The sequence below is a fragment of the Bordetella petrii genome (assembly GCF_017356245.1).
Classification (GTDB): Bacteria; Pseudomonadota; Gammaproteobacteria; order Burkholderiales; family Burkholderiaceae_B; genus Bordetella_A; species Bordetella_A petrii_D.
Genome location: NZ_JAFMZZ010000004.1, coordinates 323772 through 349677, shown reverse-complemented (window position 1 = coordinate 349677; position 25906 = coordinate 323772). Strand labels below are relative to the sequence as shown.

The window sequence follows — 25906 nt, the reverse complement described above, 5'->3', positions numbered from 1 at the left end:
ATTCATTTTGGGTCCATATTGTGAACCGGGCTCGATCGTGTTGACCAGTGCCCATACCTATTACTAACAACAGGCCCGACTCGGCCTAGGAGACAAACATGACGCTTTCCCGTCGCTCGTTCATGCTTTCGACCACCGGCATCGCCGGCGCAGCCATGCTCGGCGTTCCCCTGCAGTCGGCCTTCGCCGCCAAGACGTACCGCTACAAGTACGCCAATAACCTGCCGCCGTCGCATCCCATGAATCTGCGCGCGAAGGAAATGGCCAAGAAAATCGCCGATGAAACCGACGGCGCCTTCAAACTGCAGGTGTTTCCCAGCAGCCAGCTGGGTTCCGACACCGAAACCCTGAACCAGCTGCGTTCGGGCGCGGTCGAGTTCTTTACGCTGTCGGGCCTGATTCTTTCCACCCTGGTGCCCGCGGCGGCCATCAGCGGCATCGGATTTGCCTTTCCGGATTACGACACGGTCTGGAAGTCCATGGACGGCAAGCTGGGCGAGTACATTCGCGGCGAGATCGACAAGCACGACCTGATCGTGATGGAAAAAATCTGGGACAACGGCTTCCGTGAAATCACCACCAGCACCAAGCCCATCAAGGGGCCGGAAGACTTCCAGGACCTGAAGATCCGCGTGCCGGTAAGCCCCCTGTGGACGTCGATGTTCAAGGCCCTGCAATCCGCGCCCACCAGCATCAACTTCAACGAGGTGTATTCCGCGCTGCAGACCAAAGTGGTGGACGCACAGGAAAACCCGCTGGCCATCATCCAGACGGCCAAGCTGTTTGAAGTGCAGGAGTACTGCTCGCTGACCAACCATATGTGGGACGGCTTCTGGTTCCTGGGCAACAAGGCTGCCTGGGACCGCCTGCCCAAAGACATCCAGACCGTGGTGGCCAAGCACATCAACGAAGCCGGCATGAACGAGCGCAACGACGTGCACGCGCTGAACGATGAACTGCAGAAGAAGCTGACCGAAGAAGGCATGCAGTTCAATACGCCGGATGTCGCCCCCATTCGCGCCCAGCTCAAGAAGGCCGGTTTCTATTCCGAATGGAAAGGCAAGTTCGGCGACAAGGCGTGGGCCATCCTGGAAGGGTCGGTCGGCTCGCTGGCGTAAAAGGGGAAAGGCCCGATGTCCTCTCAAACCACCGCCATGCCAGATACGATTGCGCCGAGCCCGCGTATTGGGCACAAATGGATACGCCCGCTCGACACTTTCCTGGGGTACTTGATAGAAATACCCGTCGCGCTGCTTGTCATCGCGGAAGTCATCATTCTTTTCTCGGGCATTTTTGCCAGGTATGTACTCAACACCCCGCTGATCTGGTCCGACGAGCTCGCCTCGCTGCTTTTCCTGTGGCTGGCGATGCTCGGCGCGGCGGTGGCTTTCCGGCGTGGCGAACACATGCGCATGACGGCGTTCGTCAACCGGGCGTCGCCATCGACTCAGGCCTTCCTGAATGTGTTCGCCATTTCGGTGTCGCTGTTTTTCGTGCTGCTGGTGCTGGGGCCCGGCTTCAGTTCGGTAACCGAGCAGTCCGTCATTACCACGCCCGCCATGGGCATCAGCATGGGCTGGCGCACCGCCGCCTTGCCCACAGGGCTGGTGTTCATGGCCATCTTCGCGGTGATGCGCCTGATCGAAGTCTCGAACTGGCGGCTGGTCGGCAAGGCGCTGCTGCTGATGGCGGCAATAGGCCTGGCGCTGTACGCCATGACGCCGCTGTTCGAAGACCTGGGCAACTACACCCTGGTGATCTTCTTCGTGGTGCTGGTGGCCGTCGGGGTCTTTACCGGCGTGCCGATCGCTTTTTCGTTCGGCATCGCCACCTATGCCTATCTGTCGCTTAGCACGTATGTGCCCGTGGTGGTGCTGGTGGGGCGCATGGACGAGGGCATGTCCCACCTCATCCTGCTGGCCGTGCCGCTGTTCGTGTTCCTGGGCCTGCTGATCGACATGACGGGCATGGCGCACAAGATGGTGTCCTTCCTGGCCAGCATCCTGGGCCATGTGCGCGGCGGCCTGTCTTATGTGCTGGTGGGCGCCATGTACCTGGTGTCGGGCATCTCGGGCGCCAAGGCGGCCGACATGGCCGCCATCGCGCCGGTGCTGTTCCCTGAAATGAAAGCGCGCGGCACCGACGAGGGCGAACTGGTGGCGCTGCTGTCGGCCACCGGCGCGCAAACCGAAACCGTTCCGCCCAGCCTGGTGCTGATCACCATCGGTTCGGTTACCAGCGTATCGATCACTTCGCTGTTCATCGGCGGCCTGGTGCCCAGCGCGGTGCTGGGCGTGATGCTGTGCCTGGTGGTGTGGTGGCGCAACCGCAATGTCGACCTGACGGGCATGGTGCGCCAGCCGCGCTCGGAAGTGTTCAAGAGCTTTGTCATTGCATTGCCTGCCCTGACCCTGCCTTTCGTGATCCGCGCGGCGGTGGTCGAAGGGGTTGCCACGGCAACGGAAGTCTCGACCATCGGCATTGTGTATTCGTGCATTATCGGCATCTGCGTCTACCGCAAGTTCGACGTCAAGCGCCTGTACCCCATCCTGATCGACACGGCGACCCTGTCGGGCGCCATCCTGCTGATCATCGGAACCGCCACCGGCATGGCCTGGGCCCTGACGCAGTCGGGCTTTTCGGCCGACCTGGCCGAGCTGATGGGTTCGCTGCCGGGCGGCGCGTTCACCTTCTTCTGCGTGTCCATCATCACCTTCATCGTGCTGGGCAGCGTGCTGGAAGGCATTCCCGCCATGGTGCTGCTGGGGCCCTTGCTGTTTCCCATTGCCGAAGAACTGGGCATCAACGACGTGCACTACGCCATGGTGGCCATTCTGGCCATGGGCATCGGCCTGTTCGCTCCGCCCTTCGGCGTGGGCTACTACGCCGCGTGCGCAATCGGGCGGGTGGCGCCGGACAAGGGCATCAAGCCTATTGTCGGGTACATGTGCTCGATCTTCATCGGCCTGCTGCTGGTGGCCGCCATTCCCTGGCTGTCCACGGGTTTCCTGGATAAATAAGCGGGGGCGCGCACATGGACGACAAGCAATTTTCCGGACGCGTGGCCCTGGTGCTGGGCGCCGGATCGGTAGGCGAAGGCTGGGGCAACGGCAAAGCGGCGGCGGTGGCCTATGCGCGTGAAGGCGCAACCGTCATCGCCGTGGATCTGAACCTGGACGCCGCGCGCGAAACCCACGGCATCATCCAGCAAGAGGGCGGACAAAGCGAGGCCCTGGCGGCCGACGTCACCCAGGCCGACCAGGTGGCCGCGCTGGTGCAGGGCGTGGCCGACCGCTACGGCCGCATCGACATCCTGCACAACAACGTGGGCATGGCGAAGATGGGCAGCGTCACGGAGCTTTCCGAGGCGCAGTGGGACACCGCCATGAACGTGAACCTGAAAAGCGCCTTCCTGGCCTGCAAGCACGTGCTGCCGGTGATGCAGGCGCACAAGCGCGGCAGCATCATCAACATTTCCAGCCTGGCAGCCATCCGCTACACCGGTTATCCCTACCCCGTGTACTACGCGTCCAAGGGCGGGCTGAACCAGCTGACAGTGGGCCTGGCGCTGGAATACGCCCGGCAGGGCATACGGGTCAACGCCATCATGCCCGGCTATGTGGACACGCCGCTTATCTACAAAGACATCTCGGGCCAGTACGGCAGCCAACAAGAGATGGTAGACGCGCGCAACGCGCGCTGCCCCATGGGCCACATGGGCACGGCGTGGGACATCGCCAAGGCGGCGGTATTCCTGGCGTCGGACGCGGCGGCCTATATCACCGGCGTGTGCCTGCCCGTGGATGGCGGGGTGCACTTGGCCTGCGCCTGAAGCACGGATCTGGTGTGTACCAGGTGTCTGACTCCCCATAGGGGTGTCAGACACCGCACGACTGAGATGGCTGTGGCCTACAGCGGTGTCAGGCACCTGGCGGAGCCTGACACCTGGGCTATACCCAGGCAAAACGCCGTTTCTCGCCTTAAGGCAAGCCTTAGCGATTGCTGGCCAGCCGAATCCCCAGGCCCACTAGGGCCGCGCCCATCACGGCGTCGACTACCCGGCTGACGCGCGCGTAGACGGATCGAACGCGCCCCACCGAGAAGAACGTGGCCAGCGTTCCCAGCCACGCGGCCGTTATCAGGCCGACCAGCGCCACCACGCTGACGTATACCCAGGTGGGCGCGCCGACCGGCAGCACGGTCACGAACAGGGTAGCAAAGAAGGTCGCCGTCTTGGGGTTGGTGATGCCCACCATGAAACCCTGGCGCCACGCTTGCAGCGCCCCCAGCCGCGGCACGCCGGCCACGTGCGGCTGGCGGTTGCCCGCCTTGAAAGAGGCCATCAGCATCCGCGCGCCCAGGTAGATCAGGTAGGCCGCGCCGGCCAGGCGGATGGCTTCATACAGCCAGAACAGCTGCTTGATCAGCAGGCCGAATCCAAGAATGGCCAGGCTTGCCCACACGACCACCGCGCAGGCGATGCCCAGGCCGACGAAGATGCCGGATCGCCGGTGATTCAAGGCATTGGACGTGACGGCAACGAAGTCCGGCCCGGGGCTGATGCAGGCCAGTAGAACGATGCCGGACAGCGTGAGCAGTTGAGACAGGTATTCCATGGATCCTACTCGAGACGTTGTTGATCGGAACTCGGCGGCGCGCCCGCGGGCGTATGTGGAATCTTACTCATCGCGGCAGGCGGCCGCCATGGGCCGGGCCGGCCGCGCCCCCCCGGCCTTGCTTTTTAATGCAGGGAATTCCACAGATTGATGGCGGCGTAGCTGCGCCACGGCTGCCATGCAAGCGCCAGTTCGCTGATTTGCCGCGGAGTGCGGGGGGCCAGGGCCTTTTTTATGCCGAAGTCCGTCGGCAGGAAGGCGTCGGGCCAGGCCATCGCGCGCATGGCGATGTACTGGGCGGTCCAGGGGCCGATGCCCGGCAGCGCCAGCAGTTTTTCGACTTCGCGCGCGGGTTCCGCCCCGGGGCCGAAGTCGATCTGCCGCGTGGCCAGGGCCTGCGCCAGCGCGTGTATGGTTCTGGCGCGCGTGCGTATGATGCCCAGCGGGCCCAGATGGCTTTCGATGTCTCCTGCAAGGCCGAGTATGCGCTCCGGCGATGGAAACGTACAAGACAGGCCGGCAACGGCGGCCGGTACCGGCGTGCCGTATTGGGCCACCATCCGGGCCGCCAGCGTGCGCGCGGCGCCCACCGTGATTTGCTGCCCCAGCACGGCCCGCACCGCCATCTCGAAGGGGTCGAAACTGCCGGGCAGGCGCGTTCCCAGCACTTGCATGCCCGGCGCCAGGTCATTCATCGCGCACAGCCCCTCATGGACAGCCTGGGGGTCGCAGCCCAGGTCAAACAGATGGCGCACCCGCGCCAGCACTTGCGGAAGAACCGGCAGCAACGACGCCGACGCTTCGACGTTGAGCGACCTTTTTTTGGGCAAGTGACTGACGCGTATCCAGCCCGGGTGCGCGTTGCCGTCGGGCCCGGCAAGAAGCACGGCTCGCGCGTAGGTGTTTTTGTGGATGGCTTCCACGCCGGGGATGGCGCGCGAAGCCAGGAAATCGAGCATCGCCTCCCATTGATAGGGTGGGCGATACCCCAGCGCCAGATTGATCCGGGCAGCCGGATCGGCGCGCTTTTCCTGGCCGCGGCGCAGCGCCGTGGGGGCAAGCCGATACTGGCTTTTGAACAGGGCGTTGAAGCGCCTGAGGCTGCCGAACCCCGAGGCCATTGCCACATCGACGACAGACAGGCCGGTATCGGTAAGCAGGTTCTTGGCCAGCAGCAGCCGGCAGGTCTGCAGGTACTGGATCGGCGTGACGCTGAATTCGGCGACGAATACGCGGCGCAGGTGCCGGCCGGTGCAGCCCAGCCGGCCTGCCAGCTCTTCCAGCGTGAGGTCGCTGCCGCAGTTGTCTTCGAGCAGCCGCGCCGCGCGCCGGGCGAGAGATGCCGAAGCGTCGATCGGCGCATTGCCGGGCGCCAGTTCGGGGCGGCAAAGCAGGCAGGGACGATAGCCGGCCTGTTCAGCCGAGGCCGCCGTCCGGTGAAACGAGCAGTTTTCAGGCCGGGGAAGTTTGGCGGTGCAGATCGGCCGGCAATAAATGCCCGTTGACGACACCGCGACGAAGAATCGCCCGTCGAACCTTGCGTCTTTGGCCTTGAGCGCCGAGTACCAGGCGTCTGGGCCGCCGTGTGCCGCCATTGTTTTCTCCATGCCGGAAAGTTTAACCAGCGGGCCGGCCTGTTTCTCGCCGTTTTCGGACATGGTCGTGCACGGCCGGAACCTGGCCGCGCCGGGGTTTTCGCCGCGGGCGCAAAGAAGATTATGATCGGCACCTGATCTTCCGGCCGTACCGTCAAGCCATGCCCATCGCGATCACCATCAAGACAGTCATCCACCGCGCGCCCGGCCCAGCCCGCCCGGCGCCGAGGCAGGCATGAGCTGCGTCCTGGCGGCAGACCTGGGCGGCACGCGCTTTCGCGCCGCGCTGGTGGACGCGGCGGGCAACATCGCCCATTCCTGCGTCATCGACAGCCCGGCGGGCGCCGGCGCCCGCCCCGGCTGGGACGAAATCGACGCCGGCGCCTGGTGGCGCGGCCTGCAGTTTCTGTGCGACACCCTGGCGGCCCAGGCCGGCGCCGATTTCGACGCGGTCGAAGCCATCGCCATCTGCGGCGTCACCCGCAGCCAGGTGTTCGTCGACGCCCAGGGCGCCGCCATCCGCCCGGCCATCACCTGGCGCGATACGCGCGCGGCGGCGCACATCGCCGAGTGGCTGGCCGCCATGCCGGCATCGCACGCCGAATTCGGGCAGATCAACGCCTTTCATCCCTGGGCCCGCATCGCCTGGCTGTTGCAAGCCGAGCCGCATCATGCGGCGCGGGTGCATGTGGTGCTGGAACCCAAGGACTACCTGAACTTCCGCCTGACGGGCCGCGCGGCCAGCGATACGGTATCGATGGCCCGCCTGGCGGCAACGGCCGCCGCCGGCGCGGCCGGGCCGGACCTGCTGACGGCGCTGGGCGCCAGCCCCGCCTGGGTGCCCCCCTTGCTGCAGCCGCTGGATATTGTCGGGCCGGCGCAGGCCGGCCTGCCCGGATCACTGGCCCGCCTGGCCGGCCGCCCCGTGCTGGCCTGTTCGAACGACACCTGGGCAGCGGTGGCCGGGCTGGGCGCCTTGCGGCCGGGCTACGCCTACAACATATCGGGCACCACCGAAGTCTTCGGCGCGGTGGGGGCCGAGCCGGCGCAGGCACAGGGCCTGATGACGGTGGACTGGGGCGGCGGCCATCACCAGATCGGCGGGCCGGGCCAGAACGGCGCCGATACCGTGGCGTGGCTGCTGCCTTTGCTGGGCCGCCTGGGCGACCAGGGCATGGCCGGCGTGGCGGACGCCATGAACGCCTTGCTGAATGCGCCGCGCGATCCGCAGCCGGCGCTGTTCCTGCCTTACCTGCAGGGCGAACGCGTGCCGTACTGGGACCCGGACCTGCGCGGCGCTTTCGTGGGGCTGAGCCGCCGCCACGGGCCCGGCGACCTGGCCTGGGCGGTGCTGGAAGGCGTGGCCTTCCTGAACCGCATTGTGCTGGAACGCGCCGAAGCCGCCCTGGGCGGCCCGGTGCGCGAAATCCGCTTCGGCGGCGGCGCGGCGTCCAATCCGCAGTGGTGCCAGGTCAAGGCGGACGTGTGCGAACGCGCGGTGGCCGTGGGCCAGGCCGAGCAGCCCGGCGTGCTGGGCGCGGCGGTTGCCGCCTGGACGGCGCTGGGCCGCTACGGCAGCTTCGCGGCCGCGCAGGACGCCCTGCCGCGGGTGGCGCGGCGCTACGAGCCGCGGGCCGAGCGGATGCCGGCCTATCGCCAGCTGTACGCGCAGTTCCGCGCCGCCGAGGCCGCGCTGGCGCCCGTGTCGCGCGCGCTGGCCGGCATGCGCGCGCCGTTGCCCGGCGCCGCCGGGGTATAAACTACGACGCCATCAGCGCCGGGCAGTGGCCCGGCATGCGGGGGCCGGCAGGCCGCGCCCGCACCATCATTAAAAGCGGCAGGGGTTGAGTTGATGCGCGGCATCCTGGAAAAGTACGGCACGGCTATCGCAGGGCTGGTCCTGGTGGGGTTCTTCGCATTGGCCGCGCCCAACTTCGCGGCGCCCGGCAATCTGTTGAATATCGCCAAAGAAACCAGCTTTCTGGCCATTCTGGCCATCGGCTTCACGCTGGCGCTGGTCACGGCTGAACTGGATTTGTCGGTGGCCGACGTCGCCAGCCTGGCGGCGGTGGTGACCGGTGCCCTGGTGCACACCGGCCAACCCGTGCCGCTGGCCATCGGCGCGGGGCTGGGCATAGGGCTGCTGTGCGGGCTGGCCAACGGCATCGCGGTCACCCGCCTGCGCGTGCCTTCGCTGATCGCCACCCTGGGCATGGCCGCCATGGCGCGCGGCTTCGCCTTCATGCTGACCGACGGCGTATCGTATGTGGGCCGCTGGCCTGCCGCCTTTACCGACCTGGCGCGCGGCAAGCCGCTGGGCATCCCGGCGCTGGTCTGGTGGATGGTGGGCGCCGTGCTGCTGTCGTTCTTTCTGGTCAGGTGGACCCGCACCGGCGCCCGCATGACGGCCACCGGCGAGGCCGGCGAATCCGCGCGCCTGGCCGGCATCGACATCCGCGCCATGAAGAGCATCGGCCTGGCGCTGTCGGGCCTGTGCGCGGGCCTGGCCGCGGTATTGCTGACGTCCAGCCTGTCTTCGGCCGCGCCCAACATGGCGGGCGATTATTTTCTGTACGCCATCGCCGCCGTGCTGCTGGGCATGACCATGTTCAGCCCCGGCCACGCCAATATTCCCGGCACGCTGGTGGCCGCGCTGATTCTCAAGGTGCTGGGCAATGGCCTGATCCTGATGGGCGCGCCGTACTACGTGCAGGATATCGTGCTGGGTTTCATCATCATCGCGTCCGTCGCGGTGTCATCGGCCGTGCTGAAGAAAGCGGCCTTCAAATTCTGATCGGAAGGGGAGAACCAACCATGACCAAGCTTATCAAGCGCACGCTGCTGGCCGGCGCGTTTGCCGCCCAGGCCCTGGCCGCCGGCGCCGCGCATGCGTTCGATGTGGGCATCGTCGCGTTCCAGATGTCTTCGGAAACCCACGCCCGCGTGGCCAACGCGGCCGCCGAGGCGGCCCGCGCCAAAGGCTGGACGGTAACCCAGCTGAATGCCGGCGGCGCTTTGCCCAAGCTGGCCGAACAGCTGGACACGCTGGTCAACAAGCCGGTCGACGCCATCGTCATCGCCATGGGCAAGCCGGTTGAGACCGATGCCCAGCTGCAGGCCGCCCAGGAAAAGGGCATTCCCGTTATCGGGGTGATGTCCGGCGCCAGCCCCCGCATGCTGTTCGACATCGAAGTCAACGAATACGCCACCGGCGCGCAATCGGTCTTGTACCTGCTGGGCAAGATGGGCTACCAGGGCAACATCCTGTCGGCCCGCTTCGACGGCAATTCCGGCACGCGCATCCGCGGCAAGATGCTGGACGCGGTGCTTTCCGAAAACACCGCCGTGAAGGACCTGGGCAAGTTCAGCATGGCCCGCACCCAGAGCTGGCGCGACGATGTGCGCAACGGCATGCAGGCCCTGCTGCTGCGCCACCAGGGCCAGTTCAAGGGCATCTGGGCGTCGTTCGACGGCCAGGCCTACGTTATTGACGACCTGCTGCAGGCGCAGGGCATGAAGAAGGGCGATATAACGCTGGTGTCGGTGGACGGAGCGGCCGAAACTTATCGCCGCATTGCCGATCCCAACAGCCTGATCACCGCCACCATGATGATTCCGTTCGAGCAGATGGGCGCCAGCGCCATCGACGCCCTCGACCGTATCGTCGTCAAGAAGCAGCCCAGGCAAAGCATTACCGAAGGCCCCTACCTGTTCATGGATTCGGTGCTGGTCGACAGCGGCAACGTCCAGAAATTCCTGCAATCCAAGTAAGAGCCGGCCCCATGTCCACCGCCTTGTCGCTACGCCAGATCAAGAAATCGTACGGCGCCGTCGAAGCCCTGAAAGGCATCGACCTGGACGTGCCCGCGGGCAAGGTCATGGCCATCTGCGGCGACAACGGCGCGGGCAAGTCGACGCTGATCCGCATCATTTCCGGCGCGCAGGCGCCCAGCGGCGGCGAGCTCAGCCTGCACGGCCGCCAGGTGGTGTTTGCCTCGCCGCACGATGCGCTGGCGCAGGGCATTGCCACCATCTACCAGGACCTGGCGCTGGCCCCGCGCCTGTCCATCTGGGAAAACATCTTCATGGGCGCCGAGCTGGTGCGCCGCGCGGGGCCGTTCAGCGTGCTGGACAAGCGCCGCATGGCCACGGACGCGCGGGCGTACCTGCAGCGCCTGTCGGTGCCCATCGACGATATGAACCGCCCGGTGGAGCGCATGTCGGGCGGGCAGCGCCAGGCCGTGGCCATCGCCCGCGCCCTGCGCTGGGACGCGCGCGTCGTCATCATGGACGAGCCCACCGCCGCCCTGGGCGTGAAGGAAACCGCCCTGGTCCTGAATCTGGTGCGCAAGCTGCGCGAAGAAGGGCGCACGGTGATCCTGATCAGCCACAACATGGCCGATGTCGTGGCGCTGGCCGACCGGGTGGCGATTCTGAAGAGCGGCGCCAAGGTCATCGAGCGCGAGGTGGCGGGGCTGGATGCCGACGGCCTGGCGCACATGGTGATGACCGGGCGGGAATAGCCGCCCGCTGCCCGGCACCTGGGCAGTGCAGTTTTCCCGCGCGCCCTGCCTCAACTTGATGCATGCGCACCGAACGGGCGCGGCGAACGGGCGTCGCGCCCGTGTCTTTCCTGGGCGGAAATCCTGGCATGCAGTTTGCTTGATGTCTGGGTGACAGGCCATTTTTCAGGGGGAAGCCGTGTCCGCCCAAGCAAGCCGCATCGATCTGTTCACGTTCAACAGCGTGCCCATGCGCGCCTTCCACCTGTCGTGGATGGCGTTCTTCGTCTGTTTCTTCGCCTGGTTCGCCAGCGCGCCGCTGATGCCGGTGATCGCGCGCGAATTCGCATTGACGCCGGGCCAGGTGGCCGATATCAACATCGCCGCGGTGGCGGCGACGATACTGGTGCGCCTGATTGTCGGGCCATTGTGCGACCGGTACGGCCCCCGCCGCGTCTATGCCGGCCTGATGGCGCTGGGCGCCATTCCGGTGGTTGCCCTGGCGTTCGCCACGGACTACACCTCGGTGCTGCTATGCCGCCTGGGTATCGGCGCCATCGGCGCCAGCTTCGTGATTACCCAGTATCACACCTCGGTCATGTTCGCGCCCAATGTGGTGGGCACAGCCAACGCCGCCAGCGCCGGCTGGGGCAACGCCGGCGCGGGCGGCGCACAGGCCCTGGTGCCCATGGCGCTGGCCGCGTTCATTGCCCTGGGGCTGGACGAATCATCGGCCTGGCGGGCGGCGATGGTCGTGCCCGGCGTGGCGCTGCTGGCCATGGCCGTCGTGTATTGGCGCTATACCCAGGATTATCCGCAGGGCGATGCCCTGGATCTGCGCCGGCGCGGTGTTGCGGTCGACGGCGGCAAGAAGGGCGGATGGGCCAGCTTCGGCGCGGCTTGCGCGAATTACCGCGTCTGGATGCTGGCCATTGCTTATGGCGCCTGTTTCGGCGTGGAACTGTTCGTGCACAACATCGCGGCCATGTACTACGTGACCCGCTTCCAGCTGTCGCTGGGCCAGGCGGGCCTGGCCGCGGGCGTCTTCGGACTGCTGGCCTTGTTTGCCCGCGCGCTGGGCGGCATTCTTTCCGACCGGGCCGCCCGGCGCGGCGGCCTGGCGTGGCGCCCCAGGCTGCTGGCCGCGATGATGCTGGGAGAAGGCCTGGGCCTGCTCTGGTTCGCGCACGCGCAGGGCGTGGGCGAAGCCATTGTTGCCATGGTGGCCTTCGGCCTGTTCACGCACATGGCTTGCGGCGCCACCTACGCCCTGGTGCCATTCGTCGATCGCAAGGCCCTGGGCGGCGTGGCCGGCATCGTGGGCGCGGGGGGCAATGTCGGCGCGGTGGCGGCCGGCTTCCTGATGAAAGGCGTGGGCGATGTGCAGCAGACCGTGACGGTGCTGGCGGGGTTCGTGATCTTCTCGGTGCTGTGCGCGCTGGCCGTGCGCTTTGGCGCCGGCCAGCAAGACAAGGCCGGGGCGGCGGCCGTTGCATTGGCGCGCTGACACGAACGACGGCGGTATTGCCCAGGTGTCAGGCTCCGCCAGGTGCCTGACACCGCTGTACGCCGCAGCCGTCTCAGTTGTACGGTGTCTGACACCCTCCGGGAGTCAGACACCTGGCAATACTCCTTGCGGGAGTCGGACACCTGGCAATAACCGGAAGCCACTGAATCGGTCTTAGTGCGCTGGGCAGCAATCCGCCGGCTCGCCCGCCAGCCGCGGCGGCAGCGCCAGCGTAACCCGCGTGCCGCCCGCCAGCGCTTCGATGCGCAGGGTGCCGCCCAGGAAGGCCGCGCGCCGGCTCATGTTGCGTATGCCCGCGCCGCCGTTGCCCGCCCCGGCATAAGGGGCGCCGTCGTTGTCGATGGTGATCAGCGCCTGGCCTTGCGGGCCGGCGTTGCCGCGCACTTCGATGCGCGAGGCCGGGCCGTGGCGCAGGGCGTTGGTGACCGCTTCCTGCACAATGCGCAGCACGTTCAGCGCGTGCGCCGGCGTAACGCCGGAGACTTCGGGCAGCCGCAGCATCGACCATTCCAGTTCCACGCCCAGGCGCCTGAGCTGCGGTTCGAGCCGCTCGCGCAGGCCCGACAGCGCGGCCATGAGTTCGCGGTCGCCGATGTCCAGCGAATGGATCACCAGGCGCAGGTCGTCGAGCGCCTCGCGCGCGGTGTGTTCAATGCTGGCCGACTGTTCGCGCTCGGCCAGCGCGATGATGGATGCCAGGTGGCCGCTCAGACCGTCGTGCAGGTCCACGGTCAGCCGGTGGCGCTCTTCGCTGCGCACATTGCGGGCGGCTTCGCTGCGTTCTTCTTCATGCAGGCGCTGCAGCTCGGCCTCGCGCGCGGCCAGCCGCTGCTTGAGATGGGCATTGGCGCCGTCCACGCGCATCAGGCTCAGGCCCAGCCGGCGCATCAGGATCACCGCGATCGCCACGATCAGCATTTGCCGGTAGTACAGCGACAGGAAGACCGGGCCGTCCACCTTGCCGGCGACCAGCGCCCCGTCATGCAGGGTGGCCAGCGAAAAGAAGCACAGGGGCAGCAGCAGCAGCCAGGCTTCTTGCACTTTCTTTGCCAGCGCGCCCCAGGCCGAGATCGCCACCGTGATCAGCGGCGAGACCACCATGATGGGCATCACCACGGCAAACAGCAGGACCCGGGCCGGCGCCAGCCCCAGCGCCATGGCCAGCAGGCACGCGCCGGGCACCGCCACCACACAGGCGCGCAGCCAGCGCGGCGGGGCGGCGCCGTTGATTTTCAGCGCGATGATATGCAGGATGAAGACGCTGGACATGCTGACCGTGAAGGCATAGGGCAGCCAGCCGAATACGCCGGGAAAGATGTCGGCCAGCATGCCCGCATACGAAGCCGTGGACACTACGTGCAGCAGGAACAGCCAGCCGTACAGCGATTCCTGCGGCCGGTAGATCCATGCCATCAGGGTCGCGATGGCCAGCAGCAGCTGGCAGGCCAGCACCATCATGCGCGTGTGTTCCAGCACCAGGATCCGCAACCGCTGGTACGGCGCGATCTGCTGCGCGGTGCCCACGTACAGGGGTGACAGGTAGCCGCGCGTCACGCCCGGAGCCTCGAGCAGGATGTCGACCACGTGGCGGCCCTGGGCCAGCTGACGGCCCGACAGCGGCACCAGGGCCGATACGCCCAGCGTGATGCCGGGAATCAGCGAGTTGGCGCCGGTGTCCAGCGCCACATCGCCGTCCACCGCGATCACGGCGCGGTAGCTGAGCATGGGAATGAACAGGTAAAGCTGCTGCGGCGACGCCTGGGCCAGCTCGAAGGCCATGCGGTAGTAGCCCTGGGCGCGGCGGCGGCCCTGCACGTGGGGCAGGTCCACCAGCCCGGTGGGGTTGTCGGCCGACGTGAACTGGGCCTGGTCGATCACCAGGGTGTGCGGCGGCACGGGCAGCGTCAGCCAGAGCGGCGTGCTGGCGGCCACCGTCGCCAGCACTGCCAGCGCGGCCCAGAACCACCGCCGGACTACAGCCATATCAGGCCCAGGCGCGAGGCCTCGAACACGGCCTCGGAACGGTTGCCGACCTGCAATTTGCGGTAGATGCTCTTGATGTGCACGGGCACGGTCTGGCGCGACAGGCCGAGCTGCTCGGCCACTTCGGCGTAGGTCAGCCCCTTGGCGATGCTCCACAGGATCTCGGTTTCGCGCGGGGTCAGCGCGGTGGTTTCGCGGCAGGGGGCCGACGCCTCGGCGGCCTGGCCCCGCTGGCCCAGCCGCCGCACGATGACGCGCGCGATCGACGAGGAAATCGGCGAGCGCCCGGCGCGCAATTCTTCGATGGCTTCGATCAGGTCGGCCGAGCCCACGTCTTTCAGCAGGTAGCCCGTGGCCCCGGCCTCGATGGCGGCGATCACGATCTCGTTGTCGGCCAGCGCCGACACCACCATGGCTTCGGCCTGCGGATTGATCGCGCGCAGGCGGCGGATGCCCTGGATGCCGTGGCCGTCGGGCAGGCGCAGATCGGTGATGAGCAGGTCGATGGGCTGGCTTTGCAGAACGGCCATGGCCTGGTCCAGCGTGCCGCAGGCCGCCACCAGGCGGCCGCCGCGCCAGCCCGACAGAATCGACGCGAAGCGCAGGCGCAGGGGCTCGTCGTCTTCGACCAGCAGCGTGCGGCAAAGCGCCGCGCCGCTGTCCGGGCCCGTGTCGGTGGCAGGGCGCCTGCTCGCGGATTCCATCGACCTTACCCTTTTCATGGTATAGGCCGGCGGCGGGCCGGCCTTTAATCTATTGTCACTAGTTTTATCTATTGTCACCAGTTTTTTTAGTTTGTCACGGCCCGGGCGGCTTGTCACTCCGGTTCCGCCCCAAGAAAGGAGTGCACGTCCATGCCCGCAAGACACCCCCGGCCCCTGCTTGCGGCGACCTTGGCGGCGATGGCCGCGCTGCTGGCGGCGTGCTCCGACGGCGGCTCGTCATCGGACAGCGGCAGCCCTGCCACGCCCACCGCCTCGGCCCGGCCCAACATTCTTTTCATCGTGCTCGACGATCTGGGCGTAGACCAGATGACGTCCTACGGCTACGGCGGCGCCGCGCCGCCCAGGACGCCCACCCTGACCGCCATCGCCCAGGCCGGCGTGCAGTTCCGCAATGCCTGGGCCATGCCCGACTGCACGCCCACGCGGGCCACCTTCTTTACCGGGCGCTATCCGTCGCAGAACAATGTGCTGAACGCGCTGGTGGCCACTGACCTGGCCAATTCCGCGCCTTCGCCGTACGAGATGACGCTGCCCAAGCTGCTGAAAACCCGGGGCTACACCAGCGCCCTGATCGGCAAGATGCACCTTACCGGCTCGGACCTGAACGGCGGGTTCAACCTGCCCTACGGCTACGACAGCATGTGGAAGCTGGGCTGGGATTACTTCGACGGCTTCCTGGACGGCGCGCCCTACAACGTCGATACCCGCGCCGGCCTGACGACCAAGGGCGCCGACGTCGACAGCGGCCCCTACAAGTGCGGCTTCATTCCCACCACCGGCATCGACGCGGCCAACGGCGCCGATGCCGGCGCCTGCTATTTCGCCAACGGCAGCTGCACGCCGCTGGCCATCGGCGGCGATATCACCACACCAGGGCGCAGCTGCATGGAACGCGGCGGCATCCTGGACCCGGGCCAGTCCTGCCAGGCCAGCGTGCCCGGCTACATCGACTTCACCGCGCAGAATGGCTACTACACCGGCCGGTGGGTTAAAAGCACGGCCAACGGCGACGGCCAGGTCATTCCTGCTTCCGACCCGTCTTCGCGCGGCTACCGCAGCATCCTGGAAACCGACCGCGCCCTGGAATGGGCCGGGCAGCAGCCCGCCGGCCAGCCGTGGATGCTGACAGTGGGCTACTCGGCCATCCACACGCCCCTGCAGGTGCCGCCCGTATCGCTGATCTCCGACGGCACGCCGGGCCGCAACGACAACCTGGTGTGCTCGCCGCTGGCCGACGCGGAAAGTACCCCAGTGTTGACGGCCTTTACCGATCTGGTCGACGCCCATCTGATTACCAACCTGATGGTCGAGGCCGTGGACAGGAAGATCGGCGACCTGCTGGTGGGCCTGGGCCTGGCCCGGTACAACGCCGACGGCACGCTGGACTACCATCCTGAAAAAACCAACACCCTGGTCGTGGTGGTGGGCGACAACGGCACCTATGTGAACAGCGTGAAGTTCACCTCGCCGGGCCAGTTCGACCCCATGCGCGCCAAGGCCTCGCCCTACCAGACCGGCGTATGGGTGCCGCTGCTGGTGGCCGGCCCGATGGTCGCCTCGCCGGGGCGCGAGGTGCCGCACATGGTGGGTTCGGTCGACCTGTACCGCCTGTTTGCCGATGTTGCCGGCGCCGATGTGGACCAGGCCGCGGCCAGCCGCCCGCTCGACGCGCAGCCCATGCTGGCCTACCTGACCAAGGCGGGGCAGGCCGGCATCCGCAGCACCAACTTCACGGAAATGGGCACCAACCTGCGGGCGGTCGGCTCGGCCGACGACCAGTACGCCTGCGTCATTCCCGCCGCCAACAATGTCTGCACCACCCTGTTCCCGCAAAAAGGCGTGTGCCTGGCCCAGGGCGGCATCTGGTATGGCGACAATCTGTCCAGTGAAACCAGCGGCGTGCCCGCCACGGGCTATCACAATTGCTGCCAGGTGCAGGCGTACCGGCAGGCGCTGGGCGAAGACACCACTTTCCTGCCCGTCGCCACCAAGGCGGTTACCGACGGCACCTACAAGCTGGTGCGCCAGACCCGCAACCAGTGCGATCCGGCCATGGGCACGGCGCCCGATCCCGCCGCCTACAGCTATAGCGCCACCGGCTATGACGTGACCGACGAGCTTTACCAGATCGACACCGCCACCCCCGACCCCAGGCTGGACAAGGACGGTACCCAGCTCACGGCGGTTACGGCCCCGCCGCTGGACACCACCTCGCTGAGCACCGTGCAGCAGCAGGCCTATACCGATCTCAAGACCGAGATGGCGCAGCACGATGCGGTGGCCAGCTACAACCAGGACTACGACACCGTGAACTGCCCGGGCGACGGCAACCACGACCTGGTGGTAGACCAGGAAGACCTGGACAACTGGCAAGAGCTCAGCCAGCTGAACGGCGGCCAGTCGAGCTGGTACGACTTCAACCACGACGGCAAGACCGACGCGGCCGACCAGGCGATCATCCAGGGCCACATGGGCAACACCTGCGCCGCCAGCTAAGCCACGCCAGCGGCGCGCCCGCCGCGCGACAGAACATGAACCCAAACAGCCAGACACCACATGCGCTCCATCACTAAGAAACGCCTGGCCGCGGCCGCCTGCATCGCCATGGGGGCGGCCGGCGGGCTTGCCGCCTGGGCCCTGACCGCCCCCGCTCCACGCACGGCCATTGCGGCCCAGCCCATTCTGGGCAACGGCGTCGACACGCCCATGGACATGGCCTGGGTGCCCGGCGGCACTTTTCTGATGGGCAGCGACAGCAAGCTGGCCAGCGCCAACGAACGTCCGGCCCACCAGGTGCGGGTGCGCGGTTTCTGGATGGACGTTACCGACGTCACCAACGACCAGTTCGCCGAATTCGTGCGCCAGACCGGCTATGTGACCACGGCGCAGCGCAAGCCCGATTGGGATACCGTGCGCGTGCAGCTGCCGCCGGGCACCCCGAAGCCGCCCGACAGCGTGCTGGTGCCGGGCGGCATGGTGTTCACGGGCACCGCCGCGCCGGTGCGCCTGGACGAGTACTGGCGCTGGTGGCGCTTTGCGCCCGGCGCGGACTGGCGCCACCCGCAGGGGCCGGGCAGCAGCATCGAAGGCAAGGGCGATCACCCCGTGGTGCAGGTCAGCTACGAAGACGCCCAGGCCTACGCCAAATGGGCCGGCAAGCGCCTGCCCACCGAGGCCGAGTGGGAATTCGCCGCGCGCGGCGGCCTGGAACAGGCCGACTACGCGTGGGGCAACGAACTGGCGCCCGGCGGCAAGAAGCGCGCCAATTACTGGGACGCCAGCCAGGGCGTGTTTCCCGTGCTGCCGCCGGGCGCCAAGGTCGGCGCGCCGGGCACCCAGCCCGTCAAGACCTACCCCGAAAACGCCTACGGCCTGTACGACATGACTGGCAACGCCTGGCAATGGGTGGCCGACTGGTACCGCGCCGACTATTTCGCGCGGCAGGCCGGCAAGGCGGCCCACGGTGCGGCCATCAACAACCCGGCCGGTCCGGCCGACAGCTACGACCCCTCTGACCCGGGCGTGCCGGCCAATGCGCCGCGCCGGGTCATCCGCGGCGGCTCGTTCCTGTGCAACGAGGATTTCTGCACCTCGTACCGGCCCAGCGCGCGGCGCGGCGCCGACCCCTACAGCCCGATGTCGCACCTGGGCTTTCGCTTGGTCAAGGATGCCCCGCCGGCCGTCGCCAGCGCCGGGGGCTGAATCATGGAGACGGCCTTGAAGAAAACGCTTCCCACCCTGCTGGCGGCCGCGCTGGCCGCGGTTCTGCTGAGTTCATGCGATAGCGGCGGCGGCTCGTACGATGACAGCGGCCAGCCGCCGGACGAGGCGCAGGCGTCGAACATTCTGTTCGTCATCATGGACGATGTGGGCATCGACCAGATGGCGTCTTTCGGCTACGGCGGCGCCACCCCGCCCAGCATGCCGAACATCGACGCCATCGCCCGCGCGGGGGTGCGTTTCCACAACGCGTGGTCCATGCCCGAATGTTCGCCCGGGCGCGCCTCGTTCTTTGTGGGGCGCTATCCGTTCCGTACCAACATCAACCAGGCCATCGGCCCCAACGACCTGGCCAATTCGCAGATCTCTCCGTATGACATGACCGTGCCCAAGGTGCTGAAACAGGCCGGCTATGAAAGCGCGATGTTCGGCAAGTTCCACCTGGCCGGGCCCGAGAACAACAAGGCAGAAAACGCCACCCCCAGCCAGCTGGGCTGGGATTACTTCTACGGCTGGATCGGCGGGCTGCCGGGCTCCATCGACACCACGGCCGGCGGCGTCGCCGCCACGGGCACCTATTCGTGCGGCTTCGTGCCCGGAACGGCGGCCGGCGGCACGGATTCGGGGGCGTGCTACCAGGCCGACAACAGCTGCAGCGTCATCACGCGCACGTCGCCGGGCCAGGACGCAGCCGGCCTGCAATGCCTGTCGTCGGGCGGCATTTTCGTGCCGGACGAAACCTGCGGCACGCCGCCGCCCACGCTGGAGTTCGACCGGGAAAACGGCTACTACGTGTCGCCGCTGGTCATCATCAACGGGCCCAGCCTGGAAAAGGTGCCGCTGACCGACCCGCGGGCGCGGCAATACCGCACCAAGACCGAAGCCGACGCGGCGATCGAATGGATCAAGTCGCGTCCCGGCAACAAGCCCTGGATGGCGACGGTAAGCTTCAGCGCCGCCCATACGCCGTGGCAGCAGCCGCCCGGCGATCTGCTCGATTCGATCAGCGGGCCCGCCTCGGACGCGTGGAATTGCCAGGCCACCGGAACGGGGCGGCAGATCCAGAACAAGATGACCGAAGCGATGGATACCGAGTTCGGCCGGCTGATGGTGGAAACGGGGCTGGCCAGCCGCGCCGCGGACGGCAGCCTGGCCTACGACCCCAAGGCGTCGAACACGGTGGTGGTCATCATGGGCGACAACGGTTCGCTGGGCTCTGCTGTGAAACTGCCGTTCTCGGGTTCGCAGGCGAAGGGCACGGCTTACCAGACGGGCGTCTGGGATCCGCTGATCATCGCCGGGCCGCAGGTGGTCGACCCCGACCGCGAAGTCAACCACATGGTCAATGCGGTGGACCTGTTCCAGTTCTTCGGCGAAATCGCCGGGCTGGACGTGCACAAAGAAGTGCCGCGCACGGTCGATTCGGTGGCGGTGCTGCCGTACCTGACCAACCCCGGGCAGGCCAGCCTGCGCACTATCAATTTCACCATGGGCGGGGTGAACCTGCAGGCCAACGGCGCCAGAAATGCGCCCTGCGTCATCAATACCAGCTGCACGCAGATTCCGGTCAGCAAGGCCGTGTGCGAAGACAACCAGGGCATTTTCTGGGGGCCCGGCTATGACGACCCCTCCGTGGTGGACAATGGCGGCGCGGGGTACAAGATGTGCGCCGATGTGAACCACGCGCTTTATGACGCGGGCCGCCCCCTGGTGGACATTCTGCCCGAGACGTCCATCGCCGTTCGCAACGACCGCTACAAGCTGGTGCGCAATTCCACTCAGAATTTCGACACCGCCACAGGCAACACCGAAACCGACGTGGTCGACGAGCTGTACGAAATCGACCAGGCCGTGCCCGCGCCGCAGCTCGACACGCCGGACCGCAATTTGCTGGCCACCGCGCCCACCCCGGAAAACCTGGCCATTTACGACGACCTGAAAGACACCATGGAAAATATCCTGGCGTCCGAGCCCGCCTGCCCGGGCGACGGCAACAAAGACGGGGTCGTGAATGCGCAAGACCTGGAAAACTGGCGCGAGTTCGCCAACGGCTGGGGGCTTTCCAGCGTTTACGACTTTTTCGTGGGCGGCCTGCTGGACGGGCGAACCGACAATACCGACGAGACCATCATCCAGAACAGCTTGAACACCAACTGCCCGGCTTCCTACGGCGTCTACTAGGCGGGCCCGGCGCGGTCAATGGATCATCTGGTTGATCTCGATGATGGGCATCATGATGGCCAGCACAATCGCCAGCACCATGCCGCCCATGGCCAATATCATCAGGGGTTCGAGCAGGGCGGTCAGGGTCATGGCGCGGCGCTCCAGCTCGCTGGACAGCGTGCGCGCCGCGCGCTCCAGCATGGCCGGCAGCGCGCCGGTGCGCTCGCCGCTGCCGGTCAGGTAGATCAGCAGCGGGGGAAAAGTCTTTTGCGCCTGCAGGGCGCCGGCCAGCGAGCTGCCTTCGCGCACCTGCCGCGCGGCTTCGTCGGCGGCAAGGCGCAGCCTGTCGTTGCCCAGCGTGCGGCAGGCCGCGTCCAGCGCCGCCAGCAGCGGAACGCCGCCGCTGGTCAGGATCGACAGCGTGGCGGCGTAGCGCGCGGTATTCACCCCCAGCACATAGCGGCCCAGCACGGGCAGGCGCAATACCCGGGCGTGCCAGGCCAGCCTGGCCGGCGGGTGCCGCAGGCGCCAGCGCCATAGCGCGAACAGGGCGGCCAGGGCCAGCGCCGCCACGGCTCCCCAGTCGCGCACCAGCCCGCTGGCCGACAGCATCAGCCGGGTCAGCAGCGGCAGCGTCTGGTGCGCCTGGTTGAAGGCGCCCACCACCTGCGGCACCACGTAGCTCAGCAGGAAAATCACGATCGCGATCGACACCAGCGTTACGATGATGGGGTAGATGAATGCGGTCAGGATCTTGTTGCGCAGTGAGCTGCGCGACTCGATATAGTCGGCCAGCTTTTCCATGACCTGCGGCAGGTCGCCCGACTCTTCGCCCGCGTCGATCAAGGCCCGGTAAATGGGCGGAAAGTCGCGCGGGTGCGCCGCCAGCGCCTGGCCCAGCCGGTGGCCCGCGCGCACGTCGGCCCGCACCGCGGCCAGCGTGTCGACCAGGTGCCGGCGCTCGGCCTGTTCCAGCGTGGCGCTCAGCGCCGTGTCCAGGGGCAGGCGGGCCGCCAACAGGCTGGCCAGCTGGCGCGTCAGCCAGCACAGATCCGCATCGTTGATGCGCGGGCCTTTCAGCAGCCGGCCCGCGCCCGCGGCGGCGCCATGGGCGGGCCTGACCGACAGCGGCAACAGCCCGCGCGAACGCAGTGCCTGGCGCGCATTGCGGCCGCTGTCGGCGTCGATCAGCCCGCGCTCTACATGCCCGCGCGCATCGGCAGCTTCGTAACGGTAGGCCGGCATGTCGTTTCCTTATTGAAAGCCTTCAGGACTCGCGCGTGACCCGGGCGATTTCTTCGTCGGTGGTGACGCCCTGCGCAACCCAGCGCATGCCGTCCTGCCGCAGGCTGCGCATGCCGGTGCGCTCGGCGGCCTGCCGCAGGGCTTGCTCGTCGGCGCCGTTGTGGATCAGGCCGCGCGCGGCGTCGTCCACCGCGAACAGTTCGTGCACGCCTGTGCGGCCGCTGTACCCGGTATGGCTGCAGGCCGCGCACCCGGCGGGGTTCCAGGCGGCCGCGCCGGCCTGGTCCAGCTTGCAGTGCGGGCAGAGCTTGCGCACCAGGCGCTGGGCCAGCACGCCCTGCAGGGTCGAGGCCAGCAGAAAGGGCTCGACGCCCATGTCGATCAGCCGCGTTACCGCCGACACCGCGTCATTGGTGTGCAGCGTGGCCAGCACCAGGTGGCCGGTCAGCGAAGCCTGCACCGCGATCTGCGCGGTTTCCAGGTCGCGGATCTCGCCGATCATGATTACATCCGGATCCTGGCGCAGGATGGCGCGCAGCGCCATCGCGAAACTCAGGTTGATGCGGGAATTGACCTGGGTCTGCCCGATGCCGGGCAGGTCGTATTCGATGGGATCTTCCACCGTCAGGATATTGGTGGTGGCGGTGTCCAGGCGGCCCAGCGCGGCATACAGGGTAGTGCTCTTGCCGCTGCCGGTGGGGCCGGTGACCAGCACGATGCCGTTGGGCCGGTGGATCAGCTTGTCGAGCTCGGCCAGTACGTCGGGCGCCATGCCCAGGCGCCCCAGTTCCAGGCGCCCGGCTTCCTTGTCCAGCAGGCGCAGCACGGCGCGCTCGCCGTGCCCGGTGGGCAGGGTCGATACCCGCACATCGATGGGGCGGCCGCCCACGCGCAGGGCGATGCGCCCATCCTGCGGCAGGCGCTTCTCGGCGATATCCAGGTTGGCCATGATCTTGATGCGCGACACCAGGGCATTGTGCAGGGCCCGCCGCGGGCTGACGATGTCGCGCAGGATGCCGTCCACCCGGTAGCGCACCATCGAATGCATTTCGAACGCCTCCAGGTGAATGTCGCTGGCGCCGTCCCGCGTGGCCTGGGTGAACAGCGCATTGATCATGCGGATCACCGGCGCATCGTCCTGGGCCTCCAGCAGGTCTTCCACCGGGCGTATGTCCTGCATCAGGCGGTCGAGGTCTATTTCACTGGCGGCTTCGTCCACCACCGTGGCGGCATCGTCGGTCTGCGCATAGGCGGCCGCCAGCAGCGTGTCGAGCTCGGCGTCGGGCACCACGCGCTGGGGCAGTTCGCCGTGGCAGCGGCGAATCTCGACCAGCGCCCAGGCTGGCGTGCGTTCAGAGGTCGTCAGCACGGCGCCGCCGCCGGCGCCGGCCTGGATCAGCGCCCGGTGCTCGCGCGCCCAGGCATAGGGAAGCCGTGTTTTCACAGATGTTCGCCTGGTGTGGACGCGGCGGGCGCGGCGGGCCGGGCGGCCCCGCCCGGCTGGGCCGCCGTGGGCGCCGGCGCGGCCTGGGCGGCGCCTGGCATGCGCAGGTCCAGCAAGCCGGTGTTCGCGTCGCGGTCGATATCGGGCAGCGCGACGCTGCTGGCGTCGGGCGAGAACCACGTCGAGCGCGGCGGCAGGTTGGTCTGCACCGCGCGGATGTAGTTGTACCGGTCCAGCGTCATGCTGGCGCTGTCCTGCGGCGTGCGCAGGATGTGCGGGCGCAGGAAAATCATCAGGTTGGTCTTCGAATGGCTGCGGCTGTCGTAGCGGAAGAAATTGCCGATGAACGGAATGCTGCTCAGCACCGGAACGGCCTTGGTGGTGTCGTTCACCACGTCTTCGATCAGTCCGCCCAGCACAATGATCTGGCTGTCGTCGACCAGCACATTGGTTTCCAGGGCGCGCTTGCGCGTCACCAGCCCGTTGGCGGCGACGGACACGCTGGCGTCGATGCTGCTGACCTCCTGGTACAAGGCCAGTTTCACCGTGCCGCCTTCGGATATCTGCGGCCGGATGCGCAGGGTCAGGCCCACGTCTTCGCGCGAGATCGTCTGGAAGGGGTTGCTGGCGCCATCGCCGGATGTCGTGTACTGGCCGGTAACGAACGGCACCGTCCTGCCCACCATGATGCTGGCTTCTTCGTTGTCCAGCGTCAGCAGGTTGGGGGTCGACAGGATGTTGGCGCCTCCGGTCGACTCCAGGGCGCGGGCCAGCACGCTCAGGTTGACGATTTCCTTGCCCAGCACATTTACCGTGCCTTTCACCACCCCCAGGCTCAGGCCCTGGCCCAGCGCATCGATGGTGGTGACCCCGCTGGTGTTCAGGCCGCTGCCGCCGAAATTCGCGCCGCCGATGAACGACGAATTGCCGGAATCGATGCCGCCGCCGCCCGTCATCCACTGGATGCCGAATTCGGCGGCCTTGTCGCTGCTGACTTCGACAATCAGGCTTTCCACCAGCACCTGCGCGCGCCGCTGGTCGAGCTGGTCGATGATCTCGCGCAGGCTGCGGTACAAGGGCGGCGGGGCCGAGATGATCAGCGTATTGGTCGCGGGGTCGGCCTGCACCGTGGCGCCGCCCGCGGTGAAGGCCACGCTGCGGGTGTCGTTGCCGCCGGCGCCGGCCATGGCATCGGCCGGATCGGCCAGCGCGGCGCCGGCCAGCGTAGTGCCGCCGCTGCCGCGGAGCCCGGCGTTGGCCAGGGCGGAACCCGCGCCCATGCCGGACGCGGCGCCGGTCAGGGTGGAATCGGCGCCCAGGCCGGATTCCGACAGGCCGCCGCCGGCCAGGTTGTCTTGCCCGGTGGGCTGGCCGCTCAGTGCTCCCCGCAGGACTTCGGCCAGGCGGCTGGCCTGGGCGTTGCGCAGGTACACGACGTGCAGGTTGCCGGCGCGCGTTTCCGGGTTGTCGATACGGTGGATCAGCGCGCGCGCCTGCTGCAGCTTTTCGGGGCTGCTGGCGCGCAGCAGCACCGAGTTGCTGCGCGGGTCCGCCACGACGGTGACCCGTTGCGCGGCATTGCCCGCCGCGCCCTGGTTCAGCACCTGCGAGGCCAGCGCCGCCACGTCGACGGCAACGCCATGATCCACGGTGACGAGGTCGGTGCTGAATGAATCGGGGGTATCGATGCTGGCAATGACCTCGGCAATGCGCTTGATATTGTCCGCGTAGTCGGTAATGACCAGCGTGTTGTTGCCCGCGTAGACATTGATGGAGTTATTGGGCGCGATCATGGGCCGCAGCACCGGCACCAGATTGGCGGCGTTTTCGTAGCGCAGCTGGAACACCCGGGTGACCAGTTCGCCGCTGTGGGCGGTGCCCGGCGCCGTGCCGTCGGTTACCGCCATGCCCTGCAGCTTTGCGTCGGCTTCGGGCACCACGCGGCTGACGCCTCCGGTATCCACGACGGCAAACCCCTGCATGCGCAGGGCGCCCAGCAGCATCGAGTAGGCGGTGGCGCGGTCGACCGGCGTTTCCGACACCAGCGTCAGCTTGCCCTTGACGCGCGGGTCCACCAGGAAATTCCGCCCGGTGAAGCGGGCCAGGGCGCGTATCACGCCCGGCAGGTCGGCGTCCACGAAATTCAGCGTGATGCCGCCGCCCGCGGTACTGCCCGCCGCCGGCGCGTCGGGCAAGGCGGCGGCCGGCTGGCTGGCGGGGCGTTCGGGCGCAGCGGCGGCGGGCCGCGGCCGCGGCACCGGGGCGGCCCTGGGGGGCGGCGCCTCTTGCCGCCAGCCCTGGCCGGTCGAGGTGCTGACGATCAGCGGCGAAGGGTCTTGCACATCGGCGCCCGGCCCGATGGGCGCGGCACAGCCGGCCAGCGCC

18 protein-coding genes are annotated in these 25906 nt (G+C 67.6%); 11 read left to right on the top strand and 7 right to left on the bottom strand.

Annotation, left to right across the window (positions count from 1 at the left end; all coding sequences use genetic code 11):
- The first annotated feature begins 98 nt into the window (after window positions 1–98).
- From J2P76_RS19780 to J2P76_RS19770, 3 genes are read left to right on the top strand one after another with little or no spacing between them, the layout of a single operon-like run.
- The gene (locus J2P76_RS19780; RefSeq protein WP_207409557.1) at window positions 99–1118 is read left to right on the top strand and encodes a TRAP transporter substrate-binding protein; all 1020 of its coding nucleotides are present in this window, start codon (window positions 99–101) and stop codon (window positions 1116–1118) included.
- 15 nt (window positions 1119–1133) lie between these two features.
- Window positions 1134–3020 (top strand): TRAP transporter large permease subunit, encoded by a 1887-nt coding sequence (locus J2P76_RS19775; protein WP_242697624.1) that lies wholly within the window; start codon window positions 1134–1136, stop codon window positions 3018–3020.
- Between the two features lie 14 nt (window positions 3021–3034).
- The gene (locus J2P76_RS19770; RefSeq protein ID WP_207409556.1) at window positions 3035–3832 is read left to right on the top strand and encodes an SDR family NAD(P)-dependent oxidoreductase; all 798 of its coding nucleotides are present in this window, start codon (window positions 3035–3037) and stop codon (window positions 3830–3832) included.
- Window positions 3833–3992: 160 nt separating this feature from the next.
- On the opposite strand, the gene J2P76_RS19765 is transcribed toward J2P76_RS19770, so the two are convergent.
- On the bottom strand, window positions 3993–4616 hold the full coding sequence (locus J2P76_RS19765; protein ID WP_207409555.1) for a LysE family translocator: 624 nt from the start codon (window positions 4614–4616) through the stop codon (window positions 3993–3995).
- Between the two features lie 125 nt (window positions 4617–4741).
- Window positions 4742–6211 carry a DNA-3-methyladenine glycosylase 2 family protein gene (locus J2P76_RS19760; protein ID WP_207409554.1) on the bottom strand — a complete coding sequence of 490 codons (1470 nt, stop codon included), beginning with the start codon at window positions 6209–6211 and terminating at the stop codon, window positions 4742–4744.
- 235 nt (window positions 6212–6446) lie between these two features.
- On the opposite strand from J2P76_RS19760, the gene J2P76_RS19755 reads away from it, so the two are divergent.
- The 5 genes from J2P76_RS19755 to J2P76_RS19735 all read left to right on the top strand — a co-directional run bounded on the left by J2P76_RS19755 (window position 6447) and on the right by J2P76_RS19735 (window position 12220).
- The gene (locus J2P76_RS19755) at window positions 6447–7970 is read left to right on the top strand and encodes a xylulokinase (protein ID WP_207409553.1); all 1524 of its coding nucleotides are present in this window, start codon (window positions 6447–6449) and stop codon (window positions 7968–7970) included.
- 93 nt (window positions 7971–8063) lie between these two features.
- Window positions 8064–9005: an ABC transporter permease gene (locus J2P76_RS19750; RefSeq protein ID WP_207409552.1), complete on the top strand. Its 942-nt coding sequence runs from the start codon at window positions 8064–8066 to the stop codon at window positions 9003–9005.
- A gap of 20 nt (window positions 9006–9025) precedes the next feature.
- Complete coding sequence (locus tag J2P76_RS19745) at window positions 9026–9982, top strand: sugar ABC transporter substrate-binding protein (RefSeq protein ID WP_207409551.1); 957 nt, start codon at window positions 9026–9028, stop codon at window positions 9980–9982.
- A gap of 11 nt (window positions 9983–9993) precedes the next feature.
- A complete protein-coding gene (locus J2P76_RS19740) occupies window positions 9994–10734 on the top strand; it encodes an ATP-binding cassette domain-containing protein (protein ID WP_207409550.1) in 741 nt (246 codons plus the stop codon).
- 178 nt (window positions 10735–10912) lie between these two features.
- Window positions 10913–12220 (top strand): MFS transporter, encoded by a 1308-nt coding sequence (locus J2P76_RS19735; protein WP_207409549.1) that lies wholly within the window; start codon window positions 10913–10915, stop codon window positions 12218–12220.
- A 174-nt stretch (window positions 12221–12394) separates the two neighbouring features.
- Here J2P76_RS19735 and J2P76_RS19730 read toward each other — a convergent pair whose 3' ends face one another.
- Window positions 12395–14224, bottom strand: coding sequence for a sensor histidine kinase (locus J2P76_RS19730; RefSeq protein ID WP_207409548.1), 1830 nt, complete (start codon window positions 14222–14224; stop codon window positions 12395–12397).
- Entirely contained in the window at window positions 14215–14928 is a 714-nt protein-coding gene (locus J2P76_RS19725) for a response regulator (protein ID WP_207409547.1), read from the bottom strand. Before J2P76_RS19725 ends, J2P76_RS19730 begins: the two co-directional genes overlap by 10 nt.
- A 150-nt stretch (window positions 14929–15078) precedes the next feature.
- Here J2P76_RS19725 and J2P76_RS19720 point away from each other — a divergent pair, with 150 nt between their 5' ends.
- Genes J2P76_RS19720 through J2P76_RS19710 form a run of 3 tightly spaced genes read left to right on the top strand, consistent with a single transcriptional unit; the run spans window position 15079 to window position 20850 of the window.
- Window positions 15079–17445, top strand: a complete 2367-nt coding sequence (locus J2P76_RS19720; protein WP_207409546.1) for a sulfatase-like hydrolase/transferase — start codon at window positions 15079–15081, stop codon at window positions 17443–17445.
- A 60-nt stretch (window positions 17446–17505) separates the two neighbouring features.
- Window positions 17506–18651 (top strand): formylglycine-generating enzyme family protein, encoded by a 1146-nt coding sequence (locus J2P76_RS19715; protein WP_207409545.1) that lies wholly within the window; start codon window positions 17506–17508, stop codon window positions 18649–18651.
- 15 nt (window positions 18652–18666) lie between these two features.
- Window positions 18667–20850 carry a sulfatase-like hydrolase/transferase gene (locus J2P76_RS19710; RefSeq protein WP_207409544.1) on the top strand — a complete coding sequence of 728 codons (2184 nt, stop codon included), beginning with the start codon at window positions 18667–18669 and terminating at the stop codon, window positions 20848–20850.
- A gap of 15 nt (window positions 20851–20865) precedes the next feature.
- On the opposite strand, the gene gspF is transcribed toward J2P76_RS19710, so the two are convergent.
- From gspF to gspD, 3 genes are read right to left on the bottom strand one after another with little or no spacing between them, the layout of a single operon-like run.
- The gene (gene gspF, locus J2P76_RS19705; protein WP_207409543.1) at window positions 20866–22077 is read right to left on the bottom strand and encodes a type II secretion system inner membrane protein GspF; all 1212 of its coding nucleotides are present in this window, start codon (window positions 22075–22077) and stop codon (window positions 20866–20868) included.
- 22 nt (window positions 22078–22099) lie between these two features.
- A complete protein-coding gene (gspE, locus tag J2P76_RS19700) occupies window positions 22100–23521 on the bottom strand; it encodes a type II secretion system ATPase GspE (protein ID WP_207409542.1) in 1422 nt (473 codons plus the stop codon).
- Complete coding sequence (gene gspD / locus J2P76_RS19695) at window positions 23518–25863, bottom strand: type II secretion system secretin GspD (RefSeq protein ID WP_431603432.1); 2346 nt, start codon at window positions 25861–25863, stop codon at window positions 23518–23520. The genes gspE and gspD overlap by 4 nt, the downstream gene beginning before the upstream one ends.
- Window positions 25864–25906: the final 43 nt, after the last annotated feature.